17 protein-coding genes are annotated in these 23,883 nt (G+C 72.7%); 8 read left to right on the forward strand and 9 right to left on the reverse strand.

The window, feature by feature from the left end; genetic code table 11:
- Nucleotides 1-75: 75 nt before the first annotated feature.
- Both ACI79Q_RS09900 and glgP read right to left on the reverse strand, forming a co-directional pair.
- Entirely contained in the window at nt 76-1,032 is a 957-nt protein-coding gene (locus tag ACI79Q_RS09900; protein WP_456588886.1) for an FHA domain-containing protein, read from the reverse strand.
- A gap of 121 nt (nt 1,033-1,153) precedes the next feature.
- A complete protein-coding gene (gene glgP / locus ACI79Q_RS09905) occupies nt 1,154-3,703 on the reverse strand; it encodes an alpha-glucan family phosphorylase (RefSeq protein ID WP_456588887.1) in 2,550 nt (849 codons plus the stop codon).
- 159 nt (nt 3,704-3,862) lie between these two features.
- Between glgP and ACI79Q_RS09910 the strand changes: the two genes are divergently transcribed.
- The 5 genes from ACI79Q_RS09910 to ACI79Q_RS09930 all read left to right on the forward strand — a co-directional run bounded on the left by ACI79Q_RS09910 (nt 3,863) and on the right by ACI79Q_RS09930 (nt 13,637).
- A complete protein-coding gene (locus ACI79Q_RS09910; protein ID WP_456588888.1) occupies nt 3,863-5,896 on the forward strand; it encodes an alpha-1,4-glucan--maltose-1-phosphate maltosyltransferase in 2,034 nt (677 codons plus the stop codon).
- 111 nt (nt 5,897-6,007) lie between these two features.
- Nucleotides 6,008-7,825 carry a maltose alpha-D-glucosyltransferase gene (gene treS / locus ACI79Q_RS09915; RefSeq protein WP_456599656.1) on the forward strand — a complete coding sequence of 606 codons (1,818 nt, stop codon included), beginning with the start codon at nt 6,008-6,010 and terminating at the stop codon, nt 7,823-7,825.
- Nucleotides 7,822-9,189: a maltokinase N-terminal cap-like domain-containing protein gene (locus tag ACI79Q_RS09920; protein WP_456614626.1), complete on the forward strand. Its 1,368-nt coding sequence runs from the start codon at nt 7,822-7,824 to the stop codon at nt 9,187-9,189. Before treS ends, ACI79Q_RS09920 begins: the two co-directional genes overlap by 4 nt.
- 52 nt (nt 9,190-9,241) lie before the next feature.
- A complete protein-coding gene (gene glgB / locus ACI79Q_RS09925) occupies nt 9,242-12,118 on the forward strand; it encodes a 1,4-alpha-glucan branching protein GlgB (RefSeq protein ID WP_456614627.1) in 2,877 nt (958 codons plus the stop codon).
- A gap of 133 nt (nt 12,119-12,251) precedes the next feature.
- A complete protein-coding gene (locus ACI79Q_RS09930) occupies nt 12,252-13,637 on the forward strand; it encodes a neutral zinc metallopeptidase (RefSeq protein ID WP_456614628.1) in 1,386 nt (461 codons plus the stop codon).
- A 52-nt stretch (nt 13,638-13,689) separates the two neighbouring features.
- Here ACI79Q_RS09930 and ACI79Q_RS09935 read toward each other — a convergent pair whose 3' ends face one another.
- The 4 genes from ACI79Q_RS09935 to ACI79Q_RS09950 all read right to left on the reverse strand — a co-directional run bounded on the left by ACI79Q_RS09935 (nt 13,690) and on the right by ACI79Q_RS09950 (nt 17,353).
- Nucleotides 13,690-14,649 carry a tetratricopeptide repeat protein gene (locus tag ACI79Q_RS09935; RefSeq protein WP_456614629.1) on the reverse strand — a complete coding sequence of 320 codons (960 nt, stop codon included), beginning with the start codon at nt 14,647-14,649 and terminating at the stop codon, nt 13,690-13,692.
- Between the two features lie 92 nt (nt 14,650-14,741).
- Nucleotides 14,742-15,101, reverse strand: a complete 360-nt coding sequence (locus ACI79Q_RS09940) for a VOC family protein (protein ID WP_456588894.1) — start codon at nt 15,099-15,101, stop codon at nt 14,742-14,744.
- Nucleotides 15,102-15,127: 26 nt separating this feature from the next.
- On the reverse strand, nt 15,128-16,807 hold the full coding sequence (locus ACI79Q_RS09945) for an acyl-CoA mutase large subunit family protein (protein ID WP_456588895.1): 1,680 nt from the start codon (nt 16,805-16,807) through the stop codon (nt 15,128-15,130).
- Nucleotides 16,808-16,846: 39 nt separating this feature from the next.
- Entirely contained in the window at nt 16,847-17,353 is a 507-nt protein-coding gene (locus ACI79Q_RS09950; RefSeq protein ID WP_456588896.1) for a MarR family winged helix-turn-helix transcriptional regulator, read from the reverse strand.
- Between the two features lie 194 nt (nt 17,354-17,547).
- Here ACI79Q_RS09950 and ACI79Q_RS09955 point away from each other — a divergent pair, with 194 nt between their 5' ends.
- The gene (locus tag ACI79Q_RS09955; RefSeq protein ID WP_456588897.1) at nt 17,548-17,694 is read left to right on the forward strand and encodes a hypothetical protein; all 147 of its coding nucleotides are present in this window, start codon (nt 17,548-17,550) and stop codon (nt 17,692-17,694) included.
- A 64-nt stretch (nt 17,695-17,758) separates the two neighbouring features.
- Here the strand turns inward: ACI79Q_RS09955 and ACI79Q_RS09960 are convergent, their stop codons facing one another.
- The 3 genes from ACI79Q_RS09960 to ACI79Q_RS09970 all read right to left on the reverse strand — a co-directional run bounded on the left by ACI79Q_RS09960 (nt 17,759) and on the right by ACI79Q_RS09970 (nt 21,576).
- Nucleotides 17,759-19,228, reverse strand: coding sequence for a phytoene desaturase family protein (locus ACI79Q_RS09960; RefSeq protein ID WP_456613444.1), 1,470 nt, complete (start codon nt 19,226-19,228; stop codon nt 17,759-17,761).
- Nucleotides 19,229-19,289: 61 nt separating this feature from the next.
- Nucleotides 19,290-20,312, reverse strand: a complete 1,023-nt coding sequence (meaB, locus tag ACI79Q_RS09965) for a methylmalonyl Co-A mutase-associated GTPase MeaB (protein ID WP_456597957.1) — start codon at nt 20,310-20,312, stop codon at nt 19,290-19,292.
- Nucleotides 20,313-20,385: 73 nt separating this feature from the next.
- Entirely contained in the window at nt 20,386-21,576 is a 1,191-nt protein-coding gene (locus ACI79Q_RS09970; protein ID WP_456614630.1) for an acetyl-CoA C-acetyltransferase, read from the reverse strand.
- A 203-nt stretch (nt 21,577-21,779) separates the two neighbouring features.
- On the opposite strand from ACI79Q_RS09970, the gene mce reads away from it, so the two are divergent.
- Together mce and ccrA are read left to right on the forward strand one after the other, a co-directional pair.
- Nucleotides 21,780-22,238 (forward strand): methylmalonyl-CoA epimerase, encoded by a 459-nt coding sequence (gene mce, locus ACI79Q_RS09975; protein ID WP_456588901.1) that lies wholly within the window; start codon nt 21,780-21,782, stop codon nt 22,236-22,238.
- A 99-nt stretch (nt 22,239-22,337) separates the two neighbouring features.
- Nucleotides 22,338-23,669 carry a crotonyl-CoA carboxylase/reductase gene (gene ccrA / locus ACI79Q_RS09980; RefSeq protein WP_456588902.1) on the forward strand — a complete coding sequence of 444 codons (1,332 nt, stop codon included), beginning with the start codon at nt 22,338-22,340 and terminating at the stop codon, nt 23,667-23,669.
- Nucleotides 23,670-23,883: the final 214 nt, after the last annotated feature.

Consider the following 23,883-nt stretch of genomic DNA (forward strand, 5'->3'; position numbering starts at 1 on the left):
CAGTCGGGCGGCCCCCACGACGCACGAGAGCCCCCGGTCCTGGTGACCGGGGGCTCTCGGTGGTTCGCGCTGCAGTTACTCCTGCGGCTGCTCGAAGGTGATGACGGTCCAGCCCAGCAGCAGGCGGTCGCCGTCGGAGAGCGGGTGGGCCACACCCGGCTCCAGCTGGGTCCACTCGGTGGCCTCGGGGCCGGCGACGTGGGTGCCGTTGAGCGAGCCGAGGTCGACCAGCGAGACCTCGCGGCCGTTGCGGGTCAGCGCGGCGTGGGCGGAGGAGAGCACGTTCTGGGTGTCGGCTATCGGCACCGCACGCGCCGAGCCGCTGGAGACCATCTCGTGGTTGTCGGGACGCCGGCCGAGCACGAGGTCCTCGTCGATGGTGACCACCATGCCGTCGTCGAACCGCAGGATCGGGGTGGCCTCGGCGGGGTCCGGCCGCCAGAAGGCGGTCTGCTCGCCCGAGTCGGGGCGGGCCGACGCCGCCGAGGAGCCCCGGCCGGCGCCGAAGCCCGCGTCCGTGCCTGCAGAGAACGACGACTGCGCCGCCGCCACCGGTGCCGCGGCGGCGACCGGCGCCGCACCGGCCAGGTGCAGCGTGGCGCCACCGCCGGGCACGGTGCCCTCGACCAGGTCGTAGCTCACCCCCGGCGGGGTGCGCGGCGCCGACTGCCCCGGGCCCACGTAGAGCGACTGCCCCAGCGAGAAGCCGGCCGCGAGCGTGCCGCCCTCGACCGACGACCCGGAGACCGGGACGCCGTCGACGGCCGGCTGCCCCTTGCCCGCCCACAGCGCGACACCGGTTCCGGCGTCGGCGGTGACGACGAGGGCGAAGGACACGCTGCCGGAGGCGAGGGAGCTCAGCTGACCGGCGACGGCGGCGAGGACGCGGTCGGCCCCGGGACCCGTCACGCCCAAGCAGGCGTGCAGGGCCGACACGAGGGCGGGCGAGCCGGGAGCGTCGACCCACAGCAGGCCGCCGCCACGGCGGGCGACGACGGCATCTCCGGGGAGGACTTCACAGCGGTCGGGCATGGCGTCCAGCCTAGTGATCCGCGAGCGGTCTGGCTGGGCGCGGGCCGACGCCACGCCGGGGCGTCACGACGTCACACGGTGTCGCTGGGGCCGACGTGGTGGATGAGCCGGCTGAGCCCGGCTACGCCGTGCTCACCACGCCGAGCTCCGCCGGATCGGCGAGGTGCTCCGAGTGCGGGAGGACGCGCACCGTGTAGCCGAAGGCGCCCGTCCGCTCCAGCGGCACGGTGGCGGTGAACCAGTGGCGCGTCCCGTCCGCGTGCTCGTGGGCCATGGGCACGGTGGTCACCTCGTGCAGCCCGTCGGCGTCGTCGACCCGGCCGTAGGCGGCCTGCACCTGGACGTCGCCGGGCTGCAGCCCCGGCAGCTCGACCTCGGCCCGCAGCGCGAGGGTCGAGCCGATCTCCGGGGTGTCGCCGGCGCCGGTCGCCTCGACGTGGGCGACGCGCACGTCGTGCCACTGGGACAGCAGGTGCGCCCGCCACGAGGCCTCGGTGCGCGCCGGTGCGTAGCCGTCGGCGGCCATCGCACGGGCCGAGCCGGCCGCCGGCACGTACAGCCCGCGGACGTAGTCGCGGACCATCCGGGTGGCCAGGACCTTGGGGCCGGTCTCGCGCAGGGTGTGCCGCACCATCTCCACCCAGCGGCCCGGCACGCCGTCGCTGTCCCGCTCGTAGAAGCGCGGCAGCACCTGGGTGCTCAGCAGGTCGTAGATCGCCCGGGCCTCCACCTCGTCGCGGCGGTCGGAATCGGCGACGCCGTCGGCGGTGGGGATCGCCCAGCCGTTCTGCCCGTCGAACCACTCGTCCCACCAGCCGTCGCGGATGGAGAGGTTCAGGCCGCCGTTGAGCGCGGCCTTCATGCCCGAGGTGCCACAGGCCTCGAGCGGGCGCAGCGGGTTGTTCAGCCAGACGTCGCAGCCCCAGTAGAGGTAGCGCGCCATCCCGATGTCGTAGCCGGGCAGGAACGCGATCCGGTGGCGGATCTCCGGGTCGTCGGCGAACTCCACCATCTGCTGAATGAGCCGCTTGCCGCCGTCGTCCGCGGGGTGGCTCTTCCCGGCGATGACCAGCTGCAGGGGTCGCTCGGGGTCCAGGAGGAGGGCCTTGAGCCGCTCCGGGTCGCGCAGCATCAGCGTCAGCCGCTTGTACGAGGGCACCCGGCGGGCGAAGCCGATGGTGAGCACGTCGGGGTCGAAGGCGGTGTCGGTCCACCCGACCTCCGTCTCGGTGGCACCGCGGGACAGCGCGGTCTCCCGGATCCGCCGGCGCACCTCCTCGACGAGGCGGCCCCGCAGCGCCCGGCGGACGCCCCACAGGACGTCGGCGGGGATCTTGTCGACGCCGTCGAAGTGCACCGGCCCGTCGACCGTGACCGGATCGCCCTGGCTGGAGGTCTGGGTGCCCATCTCCACCAGCTCGCGCGCGGTCCAGGTGGGGGCGTGCACGCCGTTGGTGATGGAGCTGATGGGCACGTCACTCTCGTCGAAGCCCGGCCACAGGTCGTTGAACATCCCCCGGCTGACGTGCCCGTGCAGCGCGCTCACCCCGTTGGCCCGCTGGCCCAGGCGCAGGCCCATGTGCGCCATGTTGAACTTCGTCGGGTCGTCCTCGGCGCCCAGCGGGAGCAACTGGTCCATCGGCACGCCGAAGCCGGTGAAGTAACGCTCGATGAGCGCCTTCGGGAACCGGTCGATGCCGGCCGGCACGGGGGTGTGGGTGGTGAAGACGGTGCCCGCGCGCACGGCCTGGAGCGCCTCGGCGAAGGTGAGACCGTGCGCCTCGGTGAGCTCCCGGATGCGCTCGACGCCCTGGAAGCCGGCGTGGCCCTCGTTGGCGTGGAACACCTCCGGCTGCGGGGTGCCGGTCAGCGAGCAGTAGGCGCGCAGCGCCCGCACCCCGCCGATGCCCAGCAGCATCTCCTGCCGGAGGCGGTGGTCCTCGTCGCCGCCGTAGAGCCGGTCGGTGACCAGCCGCTCGCCCGGGGCGTTCTCCTCGATGTCGCTGTCCAGCAGCAGCAGCGAGACCCGCCCGACCTGCGCGCGCCAGACGTGCGCGTGCAGGGTCCGCCCCTCCGGCAGCGGCACGGTGATGACCACGGCCGAGCCGTCGGCCTGGCGGAGCAGCTTGATCGGCAGGCCGTGCGGGTCCAGCGAGGGGTAGTGCTCGAGCTGCCACCCGTCGGCGGACAGCCCCTGGCTGAAGTAGCCGGCCCGGTACAGCAGGCCCACGCCGATCAGCGGTACGCCGAGGTCGGAGGCGGCCTTCAGGTGGTCGCCGGCGAGGATGCCCAGGCCGCCGGAGTACTGCGGGAGCACCTCGCTGATGCCGAACTCGGCGGAGAAGTAGGCGATGCTCCGCGGCGCCTCGTCGCCCAGCGACTGGTACCAGCGCGGGGTGGCGAGGTACTCCTCCAGGTCGTCGACGGCGTCGGTCAGCCGGCGGACGAACCGCCGGTCCTTGGCCAGGGTGGCCAGGCGTTCGGCCGACACCTCCCCCAGCACGCGCACCGGGTCGCCGCCGCAGCGGCCCCACAGATCGGGGTCGAGGGCCTCGAACAGATCGCGGGTCTCGACGTGCCAGGACCAGCGCAGGTTCGTCACCAGCTGGGAGAGCGGCAGGAGCGGCTCCGGCAGAGCCGCGCGGACGGTGAACCGACGAAGAGCTCGCACCCGGCGAGCCTAACGAGTCGCGGGCCCTCCGTCGCGTCCGTCGCGCGGTGCCCCGCGGAGCCCGCCGGAGCAGGCCACCGACCCCGGACGGGTGAGGTGGGAGCTGCGGACGAGCGGCCGAGATGCTGGTGAGGCGGCAGCTCAGTAGCGTGGTCGGCGATGACTGGCCGCGCTGATCTCCGCCTCGGCATCACCGATGTCGCCCCCGTCGTGTCCTGCGGGTCCTTCTCGGCCCGCGCGGTGGTCGGTGAACACCTGCCGATCACCGCCACCGTCTTCCGCGAGGGCCACGACGCCGTCGCGGCTAACGTCGTGTGGATCCCACCCGGCGCCGAGGACGACCCCGGCCCGCTGCGCCGCCTGGCGAAGCACGGGCAGGAGCCCGACCGCTGGCTCACCACCGTGGTCCCCGACCGCGAGGGCTCCTGGTCCTTCCGCATCGAGGCCTGGAGCGACCCCCTGGCCACCTGGCGGCACGCCGTCGAGGTCAAGGTCGAGGCCGGCCAGGGCGCCGACGAGCTGGCCAACGACCTGGAGGAGGGCGCCCGGCTGCTCGACCGGGTGGCCGCGGACGCCGAGGAGGACTGGCGCGGCCGGGTGGAGGCCGCCGCCGCCGCGCTCCGCGACACCTCGCAGGAGCTGACCGTGCGCATCGCCCCGGCGCTGGCCGCCGGGCTCCAGCGCTACCTCTACGAGCACCCGGTGCGCGAGCTGGTCACCCGCTCCCCCCGGTACGAGGTGTGGGTCGACCGTCGCGAGGCCCTCTACGGCTCCTGGTACGAGTTCTTCCCGCGGTCGGAGGGGCCCGTCGTCGGCGGTGTCCCGACGCACGGCACCTTCACCACCGCCGCCGACCGGCTGCCGGCGATCGCGGACATGGGCTTCGACGTCGTCTACCTGCCCCCGATCCACCCGATCGGCAAGGTCAACCGCAAGGGCCCGAACTCCAGCCAGTTCCCCGGCGGCAACCCGCACGACGTGGGCCCCGACGACGTGGGCTCCCCGTGGGCCATCGGCAGCGACGAGGGCGGGCACGACGCCGTCCACCCGCAGCTGGGCACCATGGACGACTTCAAGGCCTTCGTCGCCCGCACCCGGGAGCTGGGCATGGAGGTCGCGCTCGACTTCGCGCTGCAGGCCGCGCCGGACCACCCGTGGGTCGAGACCCATCCGGAGTGGTTCACGACCAAGCCCGACGGCACGATCGCCTACGCGGAGAACCCGCCGAAGAAGTACCAGGACATCTACCCGATCAACTTCGACAACGACCCCGAGGGCATCTACGCGGAGTGCCGCCGGGTGATCCAGGTGTGGATCGACGCCGGGGTGACGATCTTCCGCGTCGACAACCCGCACACGAAGCCGCTGAACTTCTGGCACTGGCTGATCTGGGACGTCAAGCAGAGCCACCCCGACGTGCTCTTCCTCGCCGAGGCGTTCACCCGGCCGGCGATGATGCACCAGCTGGCGCGCATCGGCTTCACGCAGTCCTACACGTACTTCACGTGGCGCACCGGGCGCGAGGAGCTGGAGGAGTACGGCCGGGAGCTGGCCGCGAACAGCCACTACATGCGGCCCAACTTCTTCGTGAACACCCCGGACATCCTCCACGAGTCGCTGCAGTTCGGTGGCCCGCCGATGTTCAAGATCCGCGCCGTGCTCGCGGCGATGATGAGCCCCACCTGGGGCGTCTACTCCGGGTTCGAGCTCTTCGAGCACGTGGCGGTGAAGCCGGGCAGCGAGGAGTACCTGGACAGCGAGAAGTACCGGCTGCGCCCGCGCGACTGGGCCGGCGCGGAGGCGTCCGGCCGGAGCCTCGCCCCGTACCTGCGACGGCTCAACGAGGTCCGGCGCGCCCACCCGGCGCTGCAGCAGCTGCGCACGCTGCGCTTCCACCAGGTCGACAACCCCAGCCTGCTCTGCTTCTCCAAGACCGACCCGGGCTCGGACGACGCCGTCATCGTCGTCGTGAACCTGTCCAGCCGCGACACCCAGATCGGGACGACGGCGCTGGACCTGCCGGCGCTGGGCCTGGACTGGCACGAGCGATTCGGGGTCACCGACGAGCTGACCGGCGCCCGCTACGACTGGGGCCAGTTCAACTACGTGGAGCTCGACCCCTACCGGGAGCCCGCCCACGTCTTCGCGGTCACCTTCCCGCGGCCCGTGCAGTTCCCCCCGCCGGTCGACTGAAAGAGGACCCGCCTGCCCCCACCCCCACCGCTCGCGCGCTCGCGGCGGGCCCCGGCAGGCGGGCCGCGCACTTCCACCCCAGGCACGACAGGAGAGGGGCACCCGCTCCCGATGAACGTTCCCGTCCCCGACTCCCCCTCGCACCGGTCCGCGCTCCCGCCGCCGGGCACCGACCCCGAGTGGTACAAGCGCGCGGTCTTCTACGAGGTGCTCGTCCGCGGCTTCGCCGACAGCAACGCCGACGGCGTCGGCGACCTGCGCGGCATGAAGGACAAGCTGGACTACCTGCAGTGGCTCGGCGTCGACTGCCTGTGGCTGCCACCGTTCTTCGCCTCCCCGCTGCGCGACGGCGGCTACGACGTCAGCGACTACACGGCGGTGCTGCCCGAGTTCGGCACCATCGAGGACTTCAAGGAGTTCCTCGACGAGGCCCACGCCCGGGGCATGCGCGTGATCATCGACTTCGTCATGAACCACACCTCGGACCAGCACCCGTGGTTCCAGGCCAGCCGCAGCGACCCCGACGGCCCGTACGGCGACTTCTACGTCTGGGCCGACGACGACACCGGCTACGCCGACGCCCGGATCATCTTCGTCGACACCGAGAGCTCCAACTGGACGTTCGACCCGGTGCGCAAGCAGTACTTCTGGCACCGGTTCTTCTCCCACCAGCCCGACCTGAACTTCGAGAACCCGAAGGTGCAGGAGGCGATCATCGACGCCCTGCGCTTCTGGCTGGACCTCGGCATCGACGGCTTCCGGCTCGACGCCGTGCCCTACCTCTTCGAAGAGGAGGGCACCAACTGCGAGAACCTCCCGCGCACCCACGAGTTCCTCAAGGAGGTGCGCAAGGTCGTCGACGCCAACTACCCGGACACGGTGCTGCTGTGCGAGGCCAACCAGTGGCCGGCCGACGTCGTCGAGTACTTCGGCGAGAACGGCGACGAGTGCCAGATGGCGTTCCACTTCCCCGTCATGCCGCGCCTGTTCATGGCGGTGCGCCGGGAGCAGCGCTTCCCCATCTCGGAGATCATGGCGCAGACGCCGGACATCCCGGACAACTGCCAGTGGGGCGTCTTCCTCCGCAACCACGACGAGCTGACCCTCGAGATGGTCACCGACGAGGAACGCGACTACATGTGGGACGAGTACGCCAAGGACCCCCGCATGAAGGCCAACATCGGCATCCGCCGGCGGCTGGCCCCGCTGCTGGACAACGACATCAACACCCTCGAGCTGTTCAACGCGCTCCTGCTGAGCCTGCCGGGCTCCCCGGTCCTCTACTACGGGGACGAGATCGGCATGGGCGACAACATCTGGCTCGGTGACCGCGACGGCGTCCGGACGCCGATGCAGTGGACCCCGGACCGCAACGGCGGGTTCTCCACCGCCGACCCCCAGCGCATGTACCTGCCGCTCAACGCCGACCCGGTGTACGGCTACCAGGTCACCAACGTCGAGGCCCAGCTGCGCAACACCAACTCGCTGCTGCAGTGGGTCCGGCGGATGATCCAGGTCCGCGGCCAGCACCCCACCTTCGGGCTGGGCAGCTACGCCGAGATCGGCTCGCGCAACCCCACGGTGCTCTCGTTCGTGCGCGAGTTCGGCGACGACGTCGTGCTCTGCGTCAACAACCTGTCGCGCTTCCCGCAGCCGGTCGAGCTGGACCTGCGCCGCTTCGAGGGCTACACGCCGATCGAGCTCACCGGGCGGGTGGAGTTCCCGCAGATCGGCGTCCTGCCGTACATGCTCACCCTCGCCGGCCACGGCTTCTACTGGTTCGAGCTCTCCAAGCCGACCGAGCCCGCCGCCGACGAGCACGAGGACTGGGCCAGCGCCACCTCCAGCGCCGTGGCCGACTCCCTGCTGGCCGCGGGCGTGGTGAGCGCCGCCGACGAGCCGTCCGACGAGTCCGGAGATGCCCGATGAGCGCACTGATCGACCTGTTCCGCGAGTGGATCCCGCAGCAGCGGTGGTTCGGCGGCAAGGGCCGCGAGTGGGCCGGGGTCACCGAGGACGGCTTCTTCCTCGACCGCGGCAACCCGGTGCTGTCGGTGCACCGGGTGCGGATCGAGTACACCGACGGCGCCCGCGACACCTACCTGGTGCCGATCTCCTGGCGCGACCAGCAGGCCGAGGAGCTGGGAGCGGCCTACATCGGCGCGGTCGTGGGCGAGGGGCAGGAGACCTACGCCTACGACGCGATGCGCGATCGGGAGGCCACCGCGCCGTGGCTGATCCACCTGGCCAACGGCTCCTCGGTGGGCCCGATGAACTTCTCCCCCGCCGGCGAGGGCGACATCCCCGCTGGCCTGCCGGGCGACATCGTCTCGACCGAGCAGAGCAACACCTCGCTGGTGTACGGCCAGGAGGCGATCCTCAAGCTCTTCCGGCGGCTGGAGCCCGGGCTCAACCCCGACGTCGAGATCCACGGCGCCCTGCGCCGGACCGACAACGAGCACATCGCCCCGCTGCTGGGTCACGTGGAGATCGACGACCCGGCGGGCGGCGAACCGGCCACCGTGGCCATGCTCCAGACGTTCGTGCCCAACGCCAGCGACGGCTGGCGGCTGGCGACCGCGAGCGTCCGCGACCTGTACGCCGAGGGTGACCTGCACGCCGACGAGGTGGGTGGGGACTTCGCGGCCGACAGCGAGCGGCTGGGTGCGGCGACCGCCTCGGTGCACGCCGACATGGCTGCGGTCCTCCCCACGGAGGAGGCCGCGCCGGACTGGTACCCGACCGTGGCCCGGCAGATGTCCGAGCGGCTCGACGCCGCGATCGAGATCGTGCCGCAGCTGGAGGAGCACGCGGACGCGCTGCGCCAGGTCTACGCCGCCGTCGCCGAGAGCGGCGAGCAGGTCGTCCGCCAGCGGGTGCACGGCGACCTCCACCTGGGCCAGGTGCTGCGCACCGCCACCGGCTGGATCATCCTCGACTTCGAGGGTGAGCCGGCCCGCCCGCTCGTGTCCCGCCGGGAGCTCGACAGCCCGCTGCGCGACGTCGCCGGCATGCTGCGCAGCTTCGACTACGCGGCCCGGCACCTGCTCGTCGAGCAGCCGGAGGACCCGCAGCGCGAGTACCGCGCCCAGGAGTGGGCGGCACGGAACCGGGCCGCCTTCTGCGCCGGCTACTCCGAGGCCAGCGGCCTGGACCCGTGCGGGGAGTCACCACTCCTTCGGGCGTTCGAGGCCGACAAGGCGGTTTACGAATGCGTCTACGAGGCGAGGAACCGTCCGCACTGGCTGATGATCCCGCTCCAGTCGATCGCCCGGCTCGCCGGCCGCGACTGAGCTCCCGAACCGACGGACCAGAGCACCGAGAACGGACGAGGACGGCGAGACGATGACGACCGACGACCGAGGCGAGAGCCACGTGGCCGACAAGGACGATCTGCAGCGCGCCGTGGACCGGAAGGTGGCCGAGGCCGAGGCAGCTGCCGGCGGCCCGGTCGTGAACGCCGAACCGGCGAAGAAGACGACCCGCCGCGCCGCGGCGAAGAAGGCGCCCGCCGAGAAGGCCACCCCCGCCGAGAAGGCGCCCGCGAAGAAGGCCCCGGCCGCGAAGAAGGCGGCGCCGGCCAAGAAGGCGACCCCGGCCAAGAAGGCGGCCGCCGCCGACGCGGCGACGCCCACCACGAGGGCGACGGCAACCAAGCGGGCGACGGCGAAGAAGGTCGCCGCCGCGCCCACGGCCACCGAGGCCACGCCGGAGCCCGGCAGCGAGGACACCGAGATCACCGCCAACCCGGTGGTGGCCCCCGCCCCCGTCGCCGAGCCCGGCTCCCCCAGCGGCGCCCCGGCCGGGCAGCCGGAAGCCCCCGACCCCGACCCGGCCCAGCCCGACACCCCGCAAGCGCCGACCGAGGACCGGGCGGCCACCGGGGGCTCGGCGGAGCCGGCTGCGCCGGTCCTGCCGGCCGGCGCTCCGTCCCCCGCCGGCGGTACGACCGCCGGCGCCGCCGAGGACAGCGGGATCGAGGAGTTCGGCGAGGAGGACCTCCGGGCGATCGTCGAAGGCTGGTCGCACGACCCGCACCGCATCCTCGGCGCGCACCGCACGGCCGAGGGCTGGGCGGTGCGCACGCTGCGGCCCGATGCGGTCAGCGTCGCCGTTCTCGACGAGGACGGCAGCCGGTACGAGGCCGAGCGCCTGCACGACGGGGGCATCCACGCGGCGCGCCTCCCCCGCCAGCCCGGGGACTACCGGATCGAGGTGGTCTACGGGGACGGGCAGGGCGGCACGACCACGCACACGGTCGACGACCCCTTCCGCTGGCTGCCCACGCTCGGACCGGTCGACGAGCACCTGATCCGCGAGGGGCGCCACGAGCGGCTGTGGGAGGTGCTCGGCGCGCACGTCCGGCGGTACGAGACGCCGCGCGGCACGGTCGAGGGCGTCTCCTTCGCCGTCTGGGCGCCCAGCGCGCGCGGCGTGAAGGTCACCGGCGACTTCGACTACTGGGAGGCCCGCGCCTACCCGATGCGGGTGCTCGGGTCCTCCGGTGTCTGGGAGATCTTCATCCCCGGGGTGCAGGTCGGCACCCGCTACCGCTACCACGTCCTGGGTGCCGACGGGACCTGGCGCGAGAAGTCCGACCCGCTCGCGTTCGCCACCGAGGTGCCGCCCCTGAACGCGTCCGTGGTGACGGAGTCCACCTACGAGTGGCGCGACGACGCCTGGCTGACCGAGCGCGCCGAGGCCGGGTGGCACCAGCGCCCGATGAGCGTCTACGAGGTCCACGCCGGCTCGTGGCGCGAGGGGCTGTCCTACCGCGAGATGGCCGACGAACTGGTCGACTACGTCCGAGAGGCCGGCTTCACCCACATCGAGTTCATGCCGCTGGCCGAGCACCCCTTCGGCGGCTCCTGGGGCTACCAGGTCACCTCCTACTACGCGCCCACCTCCCGTTTCGGCACCCCGGACGACCTGCGGTACCTGATCGACCGGGCACACCAGGCCGGTATCGGGATCATCGTCGACTGGGTGCCCGCCCACTTCCCCAAGGACGAGTGGGCGCTGGCCCGCTTCGACGGGACGCCGCTCTACGAGCACGGTGACCCGCGCCGGGGCGAGCAGTTGGACTGGGGCACCTACGTCTTCGACTTCGGCCGGTCGGAGGTCCGCAACTTCCTGGTCGCGAACGCGCTGTACTGGTGCAAGGAGTTCCACATCGACGGCATCCGCGTCGATGCGGTCGCCTCGATGCTCTACCTGGACTACTCCCGCAGCGAGTGGGAGCCCAACAAGTACGGCGGCCGGGAGAACCTGGAGGCGGTGGCCTTCCTCCAGGAGTTCAACGCGACCGTCTACCGCGAGGTCCCCGGCGTCATGACGATCGCCGAGGAGTCGACCGCCTGGCCCGGCGTCACCCGGCCGACCCACCTGGGCGGGCTGGGTTTCGGCTTCAAGTGGAACATGGGCTGGATGCACGACTCGCTCGCCTACGTCGAGCGGGAGCCGGTCTACCGCAGCTACCACCACGGCCAGCTGACGTTCTCGATGCACTACGCGTACAGCGAGAACTACGTGCTGCCGATCAGCCACGACGAGGTCGTGTACGGCAAGGGCTCCATGCTGCGGAAGATGCCAGGGGACCGGTGGCAGCAGCTGGCCAACCTGCGCGCCTACCTGGCCTACATGTGGGCCCACCCCGGCAAGCAGCTGCTGTTCATGGGATCGGAGTTCGCCCAGGACTCCGAGTGGGCGGAGAGCCGCTCGCTGGACTGGTGGCACCTCGACGACCCCGCGCACCGCGGCATCCTCCAGCTGGTCACCGACCTCAACGGCCGGTACAAGGAGCTCGACGCCCTCTGGTCGCTGGACGTCGACCCGGCCGGCTTCCAGTGGATCGACGCCAACGACGCCTCGGGCAACGTGCTGTCCTTCCTGCGCTACGGGGCCGCCCCGCAGGGAGCCGGAGCCGCGGCGGACCCCGCGGAGGGCAGCGAAGAGGGCACCGCCGAGGAGACGGTCGCGGGCTCCGCGCTGGCCTGCGTCGTCAACTTCTCCGGCGCCCCGCACCACGAGTACCGCATCGGGCTGCCCCGCCCCGGGCACTGGCGCGAGGTGCTCAACACCGACGCCGAGGGCTACGGCGGCTCCGGCGTCGGCAACTACGGCGGGATCGAGGCCGAGGCGGAGCCCTGGCACGGCCAGCCGTACTCGGCGACGATCTCGGCACCGCCGCTGGGCACCGTCTGGTTCCTGCACGAGGGCTGATCCAGCGTTCCACCACCCGGCCGCGCCGCTCCGGCGCTGCCGGGTGGTGGCCGGGTCCTGCGCCACCGGGCATGCTGTGCGGCGCGCGACCTCCCGGACGCGCGCCCCGCACCGCCTGGAGGAGCCCCACCGGATGAGAGAGCTGCTGCGCCGGGTGGCCCCCCTGGTGGCCGCGGGACTGGTGCTCTCCGGCTGCGCCACCGGCACGGTCCGCGGGGAGGCCACTCCCCCCGACGGGGCGCCGACCGATGTGCCGGCCGAGCAGTTCCCGATCACCGGCGTGAGCGACGAGCCGATCGACCAGTTCGCCCGCAACGCCCTGGCCGACCTCGAGACCTTCTGGACACAGGCCTACCCCGAGTACTTCGGGGAGGAGTACACCCCGCTGGAGGGCTACTTCTCCGTGGACTCCGAGGACCTGGACGGGAACGCCTACCCCGAGACCGGGATCGGCTGCGCGGGCTCCCCCACCGCGCCGGAGGACGTGGCCGGCAACGCGTTCTACGACCCGGCCTGCGACGTCATCGCCTACGACCGGGCGCTGCTGGAGGAGCTCTCCGACGACTACGGACGCTTCCTCGTGCCGGTGATCATGGCGCACGAGTCCGGGCACGCCATGCAGGGCCGGTTCGGCTTCGCCGAGTCCGGGCGCAGCATCCAGGACGAAACCCAGGCCGACTGCCTCGCCGGCGCCTGGACCCGCTGGGTCGCCGACGGGGAGGCCGCGCACGTGTCCCTGCGCGAGCCGGAGCTCGACGACGTCGTCCGGGGGTTCCTCCTGCTCCGTGACGACGTGGGCAGCGACCCGGACGACGTCGAGGCGCACGGCTCTTACTTCGACCGCGTCTCGGCCTTCTACGACGGCTTCGAGAGCGGTCTGGGCACCTGCCGCGACGCGTTCGGCGAGGACCGGCTGTTCACCGCCGCGGAGTTCACTCCGACCGACCTCAACCAGGGGAACGCCTACTTCGCCGACATCGTCGACTGGGTGGGCGCCACCCTGCCCGCCTTCTGGGGCGACGTCTTCCCCGCGGCCTTCGGCGGTCGGTTCGAGGAACCCGAGATCGCCGGGTTCGACGGCAGCGCCCCGGCCTGCGACGGGCTCGACGGCCGGGATCTGGGCTACTGCCCCGACGAGCTGACCGTCTACATCGACGAGACCGACCTCGCGGTACCGGCCTACGACGAGATCGGCGACTTCGCGCTGGCCACGGCCATGGCCCTCCCCTACGCGCTCGCGGTGCGCGACCAGGCCGGCCTGTCGGTGGACGACGGCGAGGCGACCCGGTCGGCGGTCTGCCTCACCGGCTGGTATCAGGCGCAGTGGTACAACGCCGAGTTCGTCGACGTGGTCGAGGCCGAGATCAGCCCGGGCGACCTCGACGAGGCCGTGCAGTTCCTGCTGCGCTACGGCGTCGACGAGCAGGTGTTCCCCGACACCGACGCCTCGGGCTTCGAGCTGGTCGGCGCCTTCCGCAGCGGCTTCCTCGACGGCGGCGAGGCCTGCGACATCCGGTGAAGGCCCGCTCCTCTCCCCGCTCGCATGCGCGCGGGAAGAGGAGCGGGCCGGCTCAGAACAGCGCGGCGGTGAGCTGACGGCGGGCCGCGGCGACGCGCGGGTCGTGGTCGCCGACGACCGAGAAGAGCTCCACCAGGTGCTTGCGCGCCTGGTCGCGGTCCTCGCCCCCGGTGCGGCGGACGACGTCGAGCAGCCGGTCGAAGGCGGCCTCGATGTCGCCGGTGCCCAGCAGGAAGTCCGCGGCCCGTGTCTGCGCGGCGACGTCGTCGGGCGCGGCGTCCGCGGCGGCCAGCGCCTCCGGCCCCGCCTCCTCCGCCCGGCGGAACAGCCGCACCTGGCGCAGGGCGATGCTCGCGTCGGGGTGGTCGGGCTCCTCGGCGAGGATCGCCTCGTAGGCGGCCTCGGCCGCGGCGAGGTCACCACGCTCGAGCGCGGCCTCGGCGGCGTCCAGCCGCGGATCCTCCACCTCCTGGGGCTGGGCGCCGGGGACCGCGCCGCCGGTGGTGGCCTGCACCAGCTCGGTGACGAACTGGCGGGCCTGCTCCTCGGGGATGGCCCCGGTGAACTCGGCGACCAGCTGCCCCTGCCACACCGCCTTGACGGCGGGGATGCCCTGGACGCGCAGCCCCTGGGCCAGCGCCGGGTTGGCCTCGACGTCGACCTTCGCCAGCACCCAGGAGCCGCCGCCCTCGACGGCCAGCCGCTCAAGCACCGGGGAGAGCTGCTTGCACGGACCGCACCACTCGGCCCACAGGTCGAGCACCACCGGCACCTGGAACGAACGGTCCAGCACCTCGGCCTGGAACGTGGCCTCGGTGACGTCGACGACGGCGCCGCCCGCCGCGCCCGCCGGCGCGGAGGCGCTGGGCGGCGGGGCGGTCTGGGCGCGTGCTGCGGCCTCCGAGCGGGCCTTGACGGCGGCGAGGTCGACGGCGCCGGCCATGGCGGCGGCCATCTGGGCCTGCTGTGCCTGCGCGCGCGGGTCGGGGCGTCCGGGACGGGTCGGCTGCATGACCTCGATCATCCCACCCCGCGCACGCCGGTCCTACCGGCCGCCCCTGCTCGTGCTACCCGCGCCCCCCGTGGCGCATCGAGCGGCCCCGGTCAGGCCTCCGACCAGACACCCAGCTCGTTGCCGTCCGGGTCCGCGAAGTGGAACCGCCGACCGCCGGGGAACGGGTAGGGGCCCTCGGTCACCCGACCGCCGGCGGCCGCCACGGCGGCGACCGTGCGGTCGAGGTCGGCCGAGAAGAGCAGGACGAGCGGGCCGCCGGGCCGAGGCGGCTGCTCGTCGACCCGCAGGCCGCCGGCCTCCGGGCCGCCCGCGCCGCGGATCCCGGCGTAGGCCGGCCCGTAGTCGGTGAAGTCCCAGCCGAACGCCTCGGCGTAGAAGCGCTTCGCCCGCTCCAGGTCGGTGACGGTCAGCTCGACGTAGTCGATGGCGTGGTGCACGTGGTCGGTCATGCCCGGCATCGTGCCGGGCGGGTACGTCAGAACCGCGCGGGCTCGGTGTAGCCGCCCCACTCGGTGCGGAGCGCGTCGCAGATCTCGCCGAGGGTGGCCTCGGCGCGGACCGCGTCGAGCATGGCCGGCACCATGTTCTGCTCGGTCCGGGCCACCTCCACCATGCGGGCGACGGCCGCCCGCGCGGCGTCGTCGTCCCGCTGCCGCCGGCGCTCGGCGAGCTCGGCCTTCTGGTCCCGCTCCACCTCGTGGCTGACCCGGAGGATCTCCAGCTTGTCGTGGGCGTCGACCGAGCCGACCAGGGTGTTGACCCCGACCACCTTCTTGTCGCCCTTCTCCAGCGCCCGCTGGTAGACGAACGCCGCCTCGGCGATCTCCCCGGTGAACCAGCCGTCCTCGATGCCCCGCAGGATGCCCGAGGTCATCGTGCCGTCGGTGCCCATGTCGCGGATGCGGGCGAAGATCTCCTCGGCCTGCCGCTCGATCTCGTCGGTGAGCGCCTCGACGTACCAGGAGCCGCCGAGCGGGTCGGCGACGTTCATGACGCCGGTCTCCTCGGCGATGACCTGCTGCGTGCGCAGCGCGATCTGCGCTGCCTTGGCGCTGGGCAGGGCGAGCACCTCGTCGAGCGCGTTGGTGTGCAGGCTCTGCGTGCCGCCGAGCACGGCCGACAGCGCCTCGACCGCCGTCCGGACGATGTTGTTGTCCGGCTGCTGGGCGGTCAGGGAGACGCCGGCGGTCTGGGTGTGGAACCGCAGCTGCTGGGCCTTCTCCGTCGTCGCTCCGTAGACGTCGCGCAGCCAGCGGGCCCAGATGCGGCGCGCGGCGCGGAACTTCGCGATCTCCTCGAAGAAGTCGATGTGCGCGTCGAAGAAGAACGAGAGGCCGGGCGCGAACTGCTCGATGTCCAGGCCGCGGGACAGGCCCAGCTCCACGTAGGCGAAGCCGTCGGCCAGCGTGTAGGCCAGCTCCTGCGCGGCGGTCGAGCCGGCCTCGCGGATGTGGTAGCCCGAGACGCTGATCGGCTTGTACGCCGGGATCTTCTCGGCGCAGTACTCCATCAGGTCGCCGATCAGGCGCAGGTGCGGCTCGGGCGGGAAGAGCCACTCCTTCTGCGCGATGTACTCCTTGAAGATGTCGGTCTGCAGGGTGCCGTTCAGCTTCCCGATGTCGGCGCCCTGGCGTTCGGCGGCGACCAGGTACATGCAGAAGACCGGGACGGCGGGGCCGCTGATGGTCATCGACGTCGTCGTCCCCGCGAGGTCGATGCCGTCGAAGAGCTCGTCCATGTCCACGGCGGTGTCGATGGCGACGCCGCAGTGGCCGACCTCGCCGAGGCTGCGCGGGTCGTCCGAGTCCCGGCCCATGAGCGTGGGCATGTCGAAGGCCACCGAGAGCCCGCCGCCGCCCTCGGCCAGGATCATCTTGTAGCGCTCGTTCGTCTGCTTCGCGTTGCCGAAGCCGGCGAACTGCCGGATGGTCCAGGCCCGACCGCGGTAACCGGTGGCGTGCAGGCCCCGGGTGAAGGGGAACTCACCCGGGTAACCGATCCGCTCGAAGCCCTCCACCGCGCTCTCGTCGGCCGGCCCGTACACCGGGTCGACCTCGACGCCCGAGAGCGTCGTGAAGTCCGCGTCCCGCACCCGACCTGCGGCCAGTGCCGCGTCGTACCGCTGCTGCCACCGCTGCCGCGCGTCCTGGGTCATGCCGAGATGCTAGGACGTCCAACTATCCTGTGTCGAGGGTCACCCGGCGACGTCGCCGGCGCCCAGCCGGACCCGGCGCAGCGTGGCGAACAGGATCTCGTGCTCGTCGACCGAGAGGTCCTCCAGGCCGAAACCGATGCCGGTGAGCGCCCGGGTGCCCTCCTCCACCACGGCGCGACCGCGCTCGGTGATCGAGGCGAGGACACCCCGACCGTCGGCGGGGTTGGGGCGGCGGTCGACGTAGCCCGCCGCGACCAGGCGGTCGATCGCGTTCGTGACGCTCGTCGGGTGCACCATCAGCCGGCTGCCGATCACCTTCAGCGGCAACTCCCCCGACCGGCTGAAGGTGAGCAGCACGAGCACCTCGTACCGGGCGAACGTCAGCTCCAGGGGGCGCAGCACCTCGTCGAAGCGGGCGAGCAGGATCTGCTGGACCCGGAAGACCGACGTCGCCGCCCGCATCGCCGAGGACGGCCCGAAGTGCTTCTCCCACGTCTCCCCGGCGCGCTCGATCGGGTCGAACGGCAACCCCAGCGGTCGGACCATGCGCGGCACGGTACCTGCGCCACGTTCCCCCGCCGCCACCCTCGCTCGGTGCCGACCTGTCGTGGTGTCGACCCCGACCGTCACCACGTCGGGTCGACACCGGGGGTGCCTGGGAAAGGGGCCACGGCACTCCGGTGCGACCGGGCACGCTGCCACGGTGCCGCCGACAACTGACCGCCGTCCGCGGGGTGCGCATGCAGCGGCGATCCCTTGTTCCCTCCTGCCCGGCGGCCCCCTGCAGGGCGGCCGGGTGGACCGTCGTCCTCGTGACCGCGGAGGACCTCACCGACCCGGTCCAGCTGCTCGCCCGCATCGCCGCGGCCCTGCGGCTCGTGCACTGACCCTCGACGCCGCGTGAGGTCCGGGCCGCTCGACCCCCCGCCCACTCGACGACGGCCGGGCGGCTCAGTGCAGCGGTGGCCGCAGCGGCGGGACCTCCCGCACGCCGAACACCTCGGCCAGGGCGACGCGCGCGGCCTGGTCGCCGCAGGCCCCGTGAACGGCGGGACCGGGCGGGGTGGCCGACGACGCGAGGTAGACCCCGCGCACCGGCGTCTTGTAGGTGTTCCAGCGCGGGACCGGGCGGGCCAGCATCTGCCAGAGCGTCGTCTGGCCGTTGGAGATGTCCCCGCCCCGGTAGGTGGGGTTCCACTGCTCCATCGCGACGGCGTTCTTCGTGTGGCGGTCGACGACCGTGTCGCGGAAGCCGGGCGCGAACCGCTCGATCTGCGTCTCGATCGCCTGCGTCATGTCGACGTCGGACCCGTGCGGCACGTGCACGTAGGCCCAGAAGATGTGCCCGCCGTCCGGGGCGCGGCTGGGATCGGGCACGGTCGGCTGGACGGCGAGCACGTAGGGGCGGTCGGTGAGCCGCCCCTCGTTCGGCGCCTGCTCCCCCGCGATCGTCTCCGCCAAAGTGCCGGCGACGTGGATCGTCCCGGCGCTGCGTACGTCGGGGTTGGCCCACGGCACCGGCTCGGAGAGGATCCAGTCGATCTTGAACACTCCGGCGCCGTGCCGGTAGCGCTGCACCCAGCGGCGGTAACCCTCGTGCACCCGGTCCCCGGCCATCGACACGAAGGCGTCCGGCGTGGTGTCGAGCAGGACCGCCGGCACGCCCTCGAACTCGCGCAGGTCGGTGATCAGGCGCCCGGTGACGACCTCGCCCCCCTGCTCCTCGAGCGCGGTGACCATGGCATCGGCCAGCTTCTGCGACCCACCCTCGACGAGTGGCCACCCGACGTGGTGGGACAGCATCGTCAGCAGCATGCCCAGCGCCGAGGTCAGCGGCTGGCGCAGGTCGAGCATTCCGTGCGCGGCAGCGCCGGCGATGAGGGCCTGCCCCTCCGGGGTGTCGAAGTACCGCTGCGCCAGCCAGCGCACGTTGGGCAGGCCGGTGAGCCCGAACCTGGCGATCTGCACCGGGCTGCGCGTCGGCAAGCTGCGCAGCCGGCTGGTGAGGAAGAAGTCGACGATGTCGGCGCCGTGCTCCACCAGCGGCGCGAACAGGCGACGGTAGGCGGCCGCGTCCGCGCCGAGCCCCTCCGCGGTCCGCTCCAGGGAGCGGTGGGAGACCGCCGCCCGGCCGCCGTCCAGCGGGTGGGCGAAGTTGATCCGGGGCTGCACGAGGCGCACACCCCGCGCCGGCAGGTCGAACTCGCGGAAGAAGGGCGCGGCGGCGGCCAGCGGCTGGACGGTCGAGCAGACGTCGTGGTGGTAGCCGGGGCGCATGAGCTCCTCGGTGCGCATCCCGCCGCCGGGCCGCTCTCCGGCGTCGACGACCTGCACCCGCAGGCCGGCAGCCGCGAGGCGGAGCGCCGCCGCCAGCCCGTTGGGTCCCGCTCCGACCACGACGGCGTCCGCCTTGCCGTTCAATGCCGTAGTCCGTTCACCCGTCCATCCTGGCCGTACCGGGCGCGCCCTGCCCGGTCAGCGCCTACAGCTGGCCGAGCAGCTCGTCGGCGGCGCGGTAGGGGTCGGTCCCGCCGCCGACGACCGCGTCGGCCAGGGCCCCGAGCGCGGCGGACCCGCGCACGTCACCCATCCGTTCGCGCAGCGTGGCCAGCGCGATCGCCTCGATCTCGCGGGCGGCCCGCTCGCTGCGGCGACGGTGCCCCTCCCCCGAGGACTCCAGCCACTGCCGGTGCTCCTCGATCCTCGCCAGGACCTCCTCGACCCCGTTGTCGGTGTCGCGGGCGGCCACCGTGCGGCAGATCGGCGGGCGCCAGTGCCCGGCCTCGGAGTGCCGGCCGCCGAGCGAGAGCATGTAGCGCAGGTCGCGCACGGTCTGGTCGGCACCGTCCCGGTCGGCCTTGTTCACCACGAAGACGTCGGCGACCTCGAGGATCCCGGCCTTGGCGGCCTGGATGCCGTCGCCCATGCCGGGGGCCACCAGCACCAGCGTGGTGTCGGCGAGCGACGCGATCTCGAGCTCGGACTGCCCGACGCCGACGGTCTCGATCAGCACCACGTCGCACCCGGCGGCGTCCAGCACGCGCAGGGCCTGCGGCGTGGCCCAGGACAGCCCACCGAGGTGCCCGCGCGAGGCCATGGACCGGATGAAGACGCCGCTGTCGCCGGCGTGGTCCTGCATGCGCACACGGTCGCCGAGCAGGGCTCCGCCGGAGAAGGGCGACGACGGGTCCACGGCCAGGACCCCGACCCGCTTGCCGGCCTGCCGCAGCGCCCGCACGAGCGCGGTCGTCGACGTCGACTTGCCCACGCCCGGCGAGCCGGTCAGGCCGATGACCTGGGCGTGACCGGTGTGCGGGGCGAGCGCCGCCGCCACCTCGCGCAGCGCCGGGCTCGCGTCCTCGACCAGGGAGATCAACCGGGCCACCGACCGGGCATCGCCCTCGCGGGCCCCCGCCACCAGCGTCGGGACGTCGGCGGCCCGACGGCTCCGCCGCCCGCGAGGGGCGCCCGGAGCCGCCGGCTGGACCGCGGTCCCCTCCGTCACGCGGCCTCCTCGCTGGCGCTCGTCAGCCACGTGCCGGGGGTGCTCCGCTCCCCGGTCGAGCTCGCGAGCTCGCTCAACTCTTCGCGGGCACGTGCAGGATCAGCGCGTCACCCTGGCCGCCGCCACCGCACAGCGCGGCGGCGCCGACACCGCCACCGCGGCGGCGCAGCTCGAGCGCCAGGTCCAGCACGATACGAGCGCCGCTCATGCCGATCGGGTGCCCGAGGGCGATGGCCCCGCCGTTCGGGTTCACCTTCTCCGGGTCGATGCCCAGCTCACGGGTGGAGACGATGCCGACCGCCGCGAACGCCTCGTTCAGCTCGACCAGGTCGAGCGACGTCGGGTCGATGCCCTCGCGCTCGCAGGCCTTCTGGATCGCCCGGGACGGCTGGCTCTGCAGGGTGGCGTCCGGGCCGGCGACGACGCCGTGCGCGCCGATCTCGGCGAGCACGGTGCACCCGAGCTCGGCGGCCTTCTCGGCGCTCATGACCACGACGGCACAGGCGCCGTCGGAGATCTGCGAGGCGGTGCCGGCGGTGATCGTGCCGTCCTTGGCGAAGGCCGGCTTGAGCTTCGAGAGGCTCTCGGCGGTCGTGTCGGGGCGGATCCCCTCGTCCTCGCGGAACTCGACCGGGTCGCCCTTGCGCTGCGGGATGAGGACGGGGGTGATCTCCTCGTCGAAGATCCCGTCCTTGGCGGCGCGCGCGGCCTTCTGGTGGCTGGCCGCGGCGAACTCGTCCTGCTCCTCGCGGGTCAGGTCGTAGCGGCTGTTGGCCTGCTCGGTGAGCGCCCCCATGGCCACCTGGTCGAAGGTGTCCGACAGCCCGTCGTGGGCCATCGCGTCGATGAGCTTCGTGTCGCCGTACTTCGTGCCGGTCCGCGAGCTGGCCAGCAGGTGCGGCGCCTGGGTCATCGACTCCATGCCCCCGGCGACGACGACGTCGTACTCGCCGGCGCGGATGAGCTGGTCGGCCAGCGCGATGGCGTTCATGCCGGAGAGGCAGACCTTGTTGATGGTCAGCGAGGGCACCGACATCGGGATGCCACCGGCCACCGCGGCCGGGCGGGCGGGGTTCTGGCCGGCGCCGGCCTGGATGACCTGACCCATGATCACGTAGTCGACCTGGCCGCCGGAGATGCCGGCCCGCTCGAGCGCGGCCTTGATGGCGATGCCGCCGAGGTCGGCCGCCGAGAAGTCCTTGAGCGAGCCGAGGAGCCGGCCCATCGGGGTACGGGCGCCGCTGACGATGACCGAGCGGGACATGCTGCCTCCAGTGGCGGGCCGCCGCCGGTGGCGACCTCGTTGTCGGGACGCACCGCGACGGCGTTACCGGCGCGGCGTCGGGCCTTCCGGGAAGGATAGGACGGGCATCCGACGCGCGGCAGGGCGGATTTCGTGGCCGCCGTCACGCCCGGGGAGTGAGGCCCACCACAACGACCTGTCGTCTCAGACGTCTTGACGGCAGGATGCCTCGCGTGAGCAACGACGCCGCCCGCCCCGGCCTGCCCGAGGGCCTGCTGACGACCATCGACCACGTGGGCATCGCCGTCCCCGACCTGGACGAGGCGATCGCCTTCTACGCCCGGACCTTCGGCGTGCACTCGGTGCACGAGGAGACCAACGAGGAGCAGGGCGTCCGCGAGGCCATGCTCGCCGTCGGCACCGGGGAGACCCGCATCCAGCTGCTGGCGCCGCTGACGCCGGAGTCCACCATCGCGAAGTTCATCGGCCGCTCCGGTCCCGGTCTGCAGCAGCTGGCCTTCCGGGTCGACGACGTCGAGGCGGTGAGCGCGACGCTGCGCGAGCGCGGCCTGCGACTGCTCTACGACACCCCCCGGCGCGGGACGTCGGACAGCCGGGTCAACTTCGTCCACCCGAAGGATGCCGGCGGCGTCCTGGTCGAGCTCGTGGAGCCGGCCCGCTGAACCCGCCCCGTCCTGCCGGTTACCCACCGGTAACCTCACCGCACCCGCACCGCCCTCCGAGCCCGGCCGACCACGGCCACCGATGACCCGGGAGTACGCGTGAACGAGATCAGGGACGCCATCCTCGCCGACCAGCTGGACGCGCTGGGGGGCCTGGCCGTGCCGGAGTCCTACCGCGCCGTGCTCGTCCGCAAGGACGAGCAGCACATGTTCGAAGGCCAGGCCACGAAGGACAAGGACCCGCGCAAGTCCCTCCACGTGGACGAAGTGCCAACCCCCGAGCTCGGCCCGGGCGAGGCGATCGTGGCCGTCATGGCGTCCTCGGTGAACTACAACACCGTCTGGACGTCGATCTTCGAGCCGGTCTCCACCTTCGGCTTCCTCGAGCGCTACGGCCGGGTCTCCGAGCTCACCAAGCGGCACGACCTGCCCTACCACGTGGTGGGCTCCGACCTCGCCGGCGTCGTGCTGCGCGTGGGCCCGGGCGTGAACAAGTGGAAGCCGGGCGACGAGGTGGTCGCGCACTGCCTCTCGGTCGAGCTGGAGGACCCGGCCGGCCACGACGACACGATGATGGACCCGCAGCAGCGGATCTGGGGCTTCGAGACCAACTTCGGCGGCCTGGCCGAGCTGGCGCTGGTCAAGAGCAACCAGCTGATGCCCAAGCCGGCCCACCTCACGTGGGAGGAGGCGGCCAGCCCCGGGCTGGTCAACTCCACCGCCTACCGCCAGCTGGTCAGCAAGAACGGCGCCAACATGAAGCAGGGCGACACCGTCCTGATCTGGGGCGCGTCCGGGGGCCTGGGCTCCTACGCCACGCAGATGGCCCTCAACGGCGGCGCGATCCCCGTGTGCGTGGTCAGCAGCCCGGAGAAGGCCGAGATCGTCCGCAAGATGGGCGCCGAGCTGGTCATCGACCGGTCCGCGGAGGGCTACAAGTTCTGGAAGGACGAGGAGACCCAGGACCCGAAGGAGTGGCAGCGCTTCGGGAAGCGGATCCGCGAGCTGACCGGCGGCGAGGACGTCGACATCGTCTTCGAGCACCCCGGCCGGGAGACCTTCGGCGCGAGCGTCTACGTCGCCAAGAAGGGCGGGACGATCATCACCTGCGCCTCCACCACCGGTTACCTGCACCAGTACGACAACCGGTACCTGTGGATGAACCTCAAGAAGATCCTGAGCTCGCACTTCGCCAACTACAAGGAGGCGTGGGAGGCCAACCGCCTCATCGACAAGGGCCTCATCCACCCGACCCTGTCGAAGGTCTACCCGATGGAGGAGGTCGGCCAGGCCGCCCTCGACGTCCACCGCAACGCCCACCAGGGCAAGGTCGGCGTCCTGACCCTCTCCCCCCAGGAGGGCCTGGGGGTCAAGGACGCCGAGAAGCGCGAGAAGCACATCGACGCGATCAACCGCTTCCGCGGCGTGTAGCAGGACCCCGTCCTCCTCACCCCTCGCGCGCTCGGGGTGAGCCTCTGGACGGGGCCGTTCCAGCGACTCACCGGGGGGGGGGGGGGGGGGGGGGGCCCGGCCCCGCCCCCCCCCCCCGTGCGGGTCAGCGGCTGCCGCCCCCGATCATGGGGTCGTCGTCGGAATCCCTGGTTCCCCGCTCCACGCCCTCGGTGGAGGTGCCAGCGGTGAAGCC

Source organism: Blastococcus sp. SYSU DS0828, assembly GCF_054050975.1.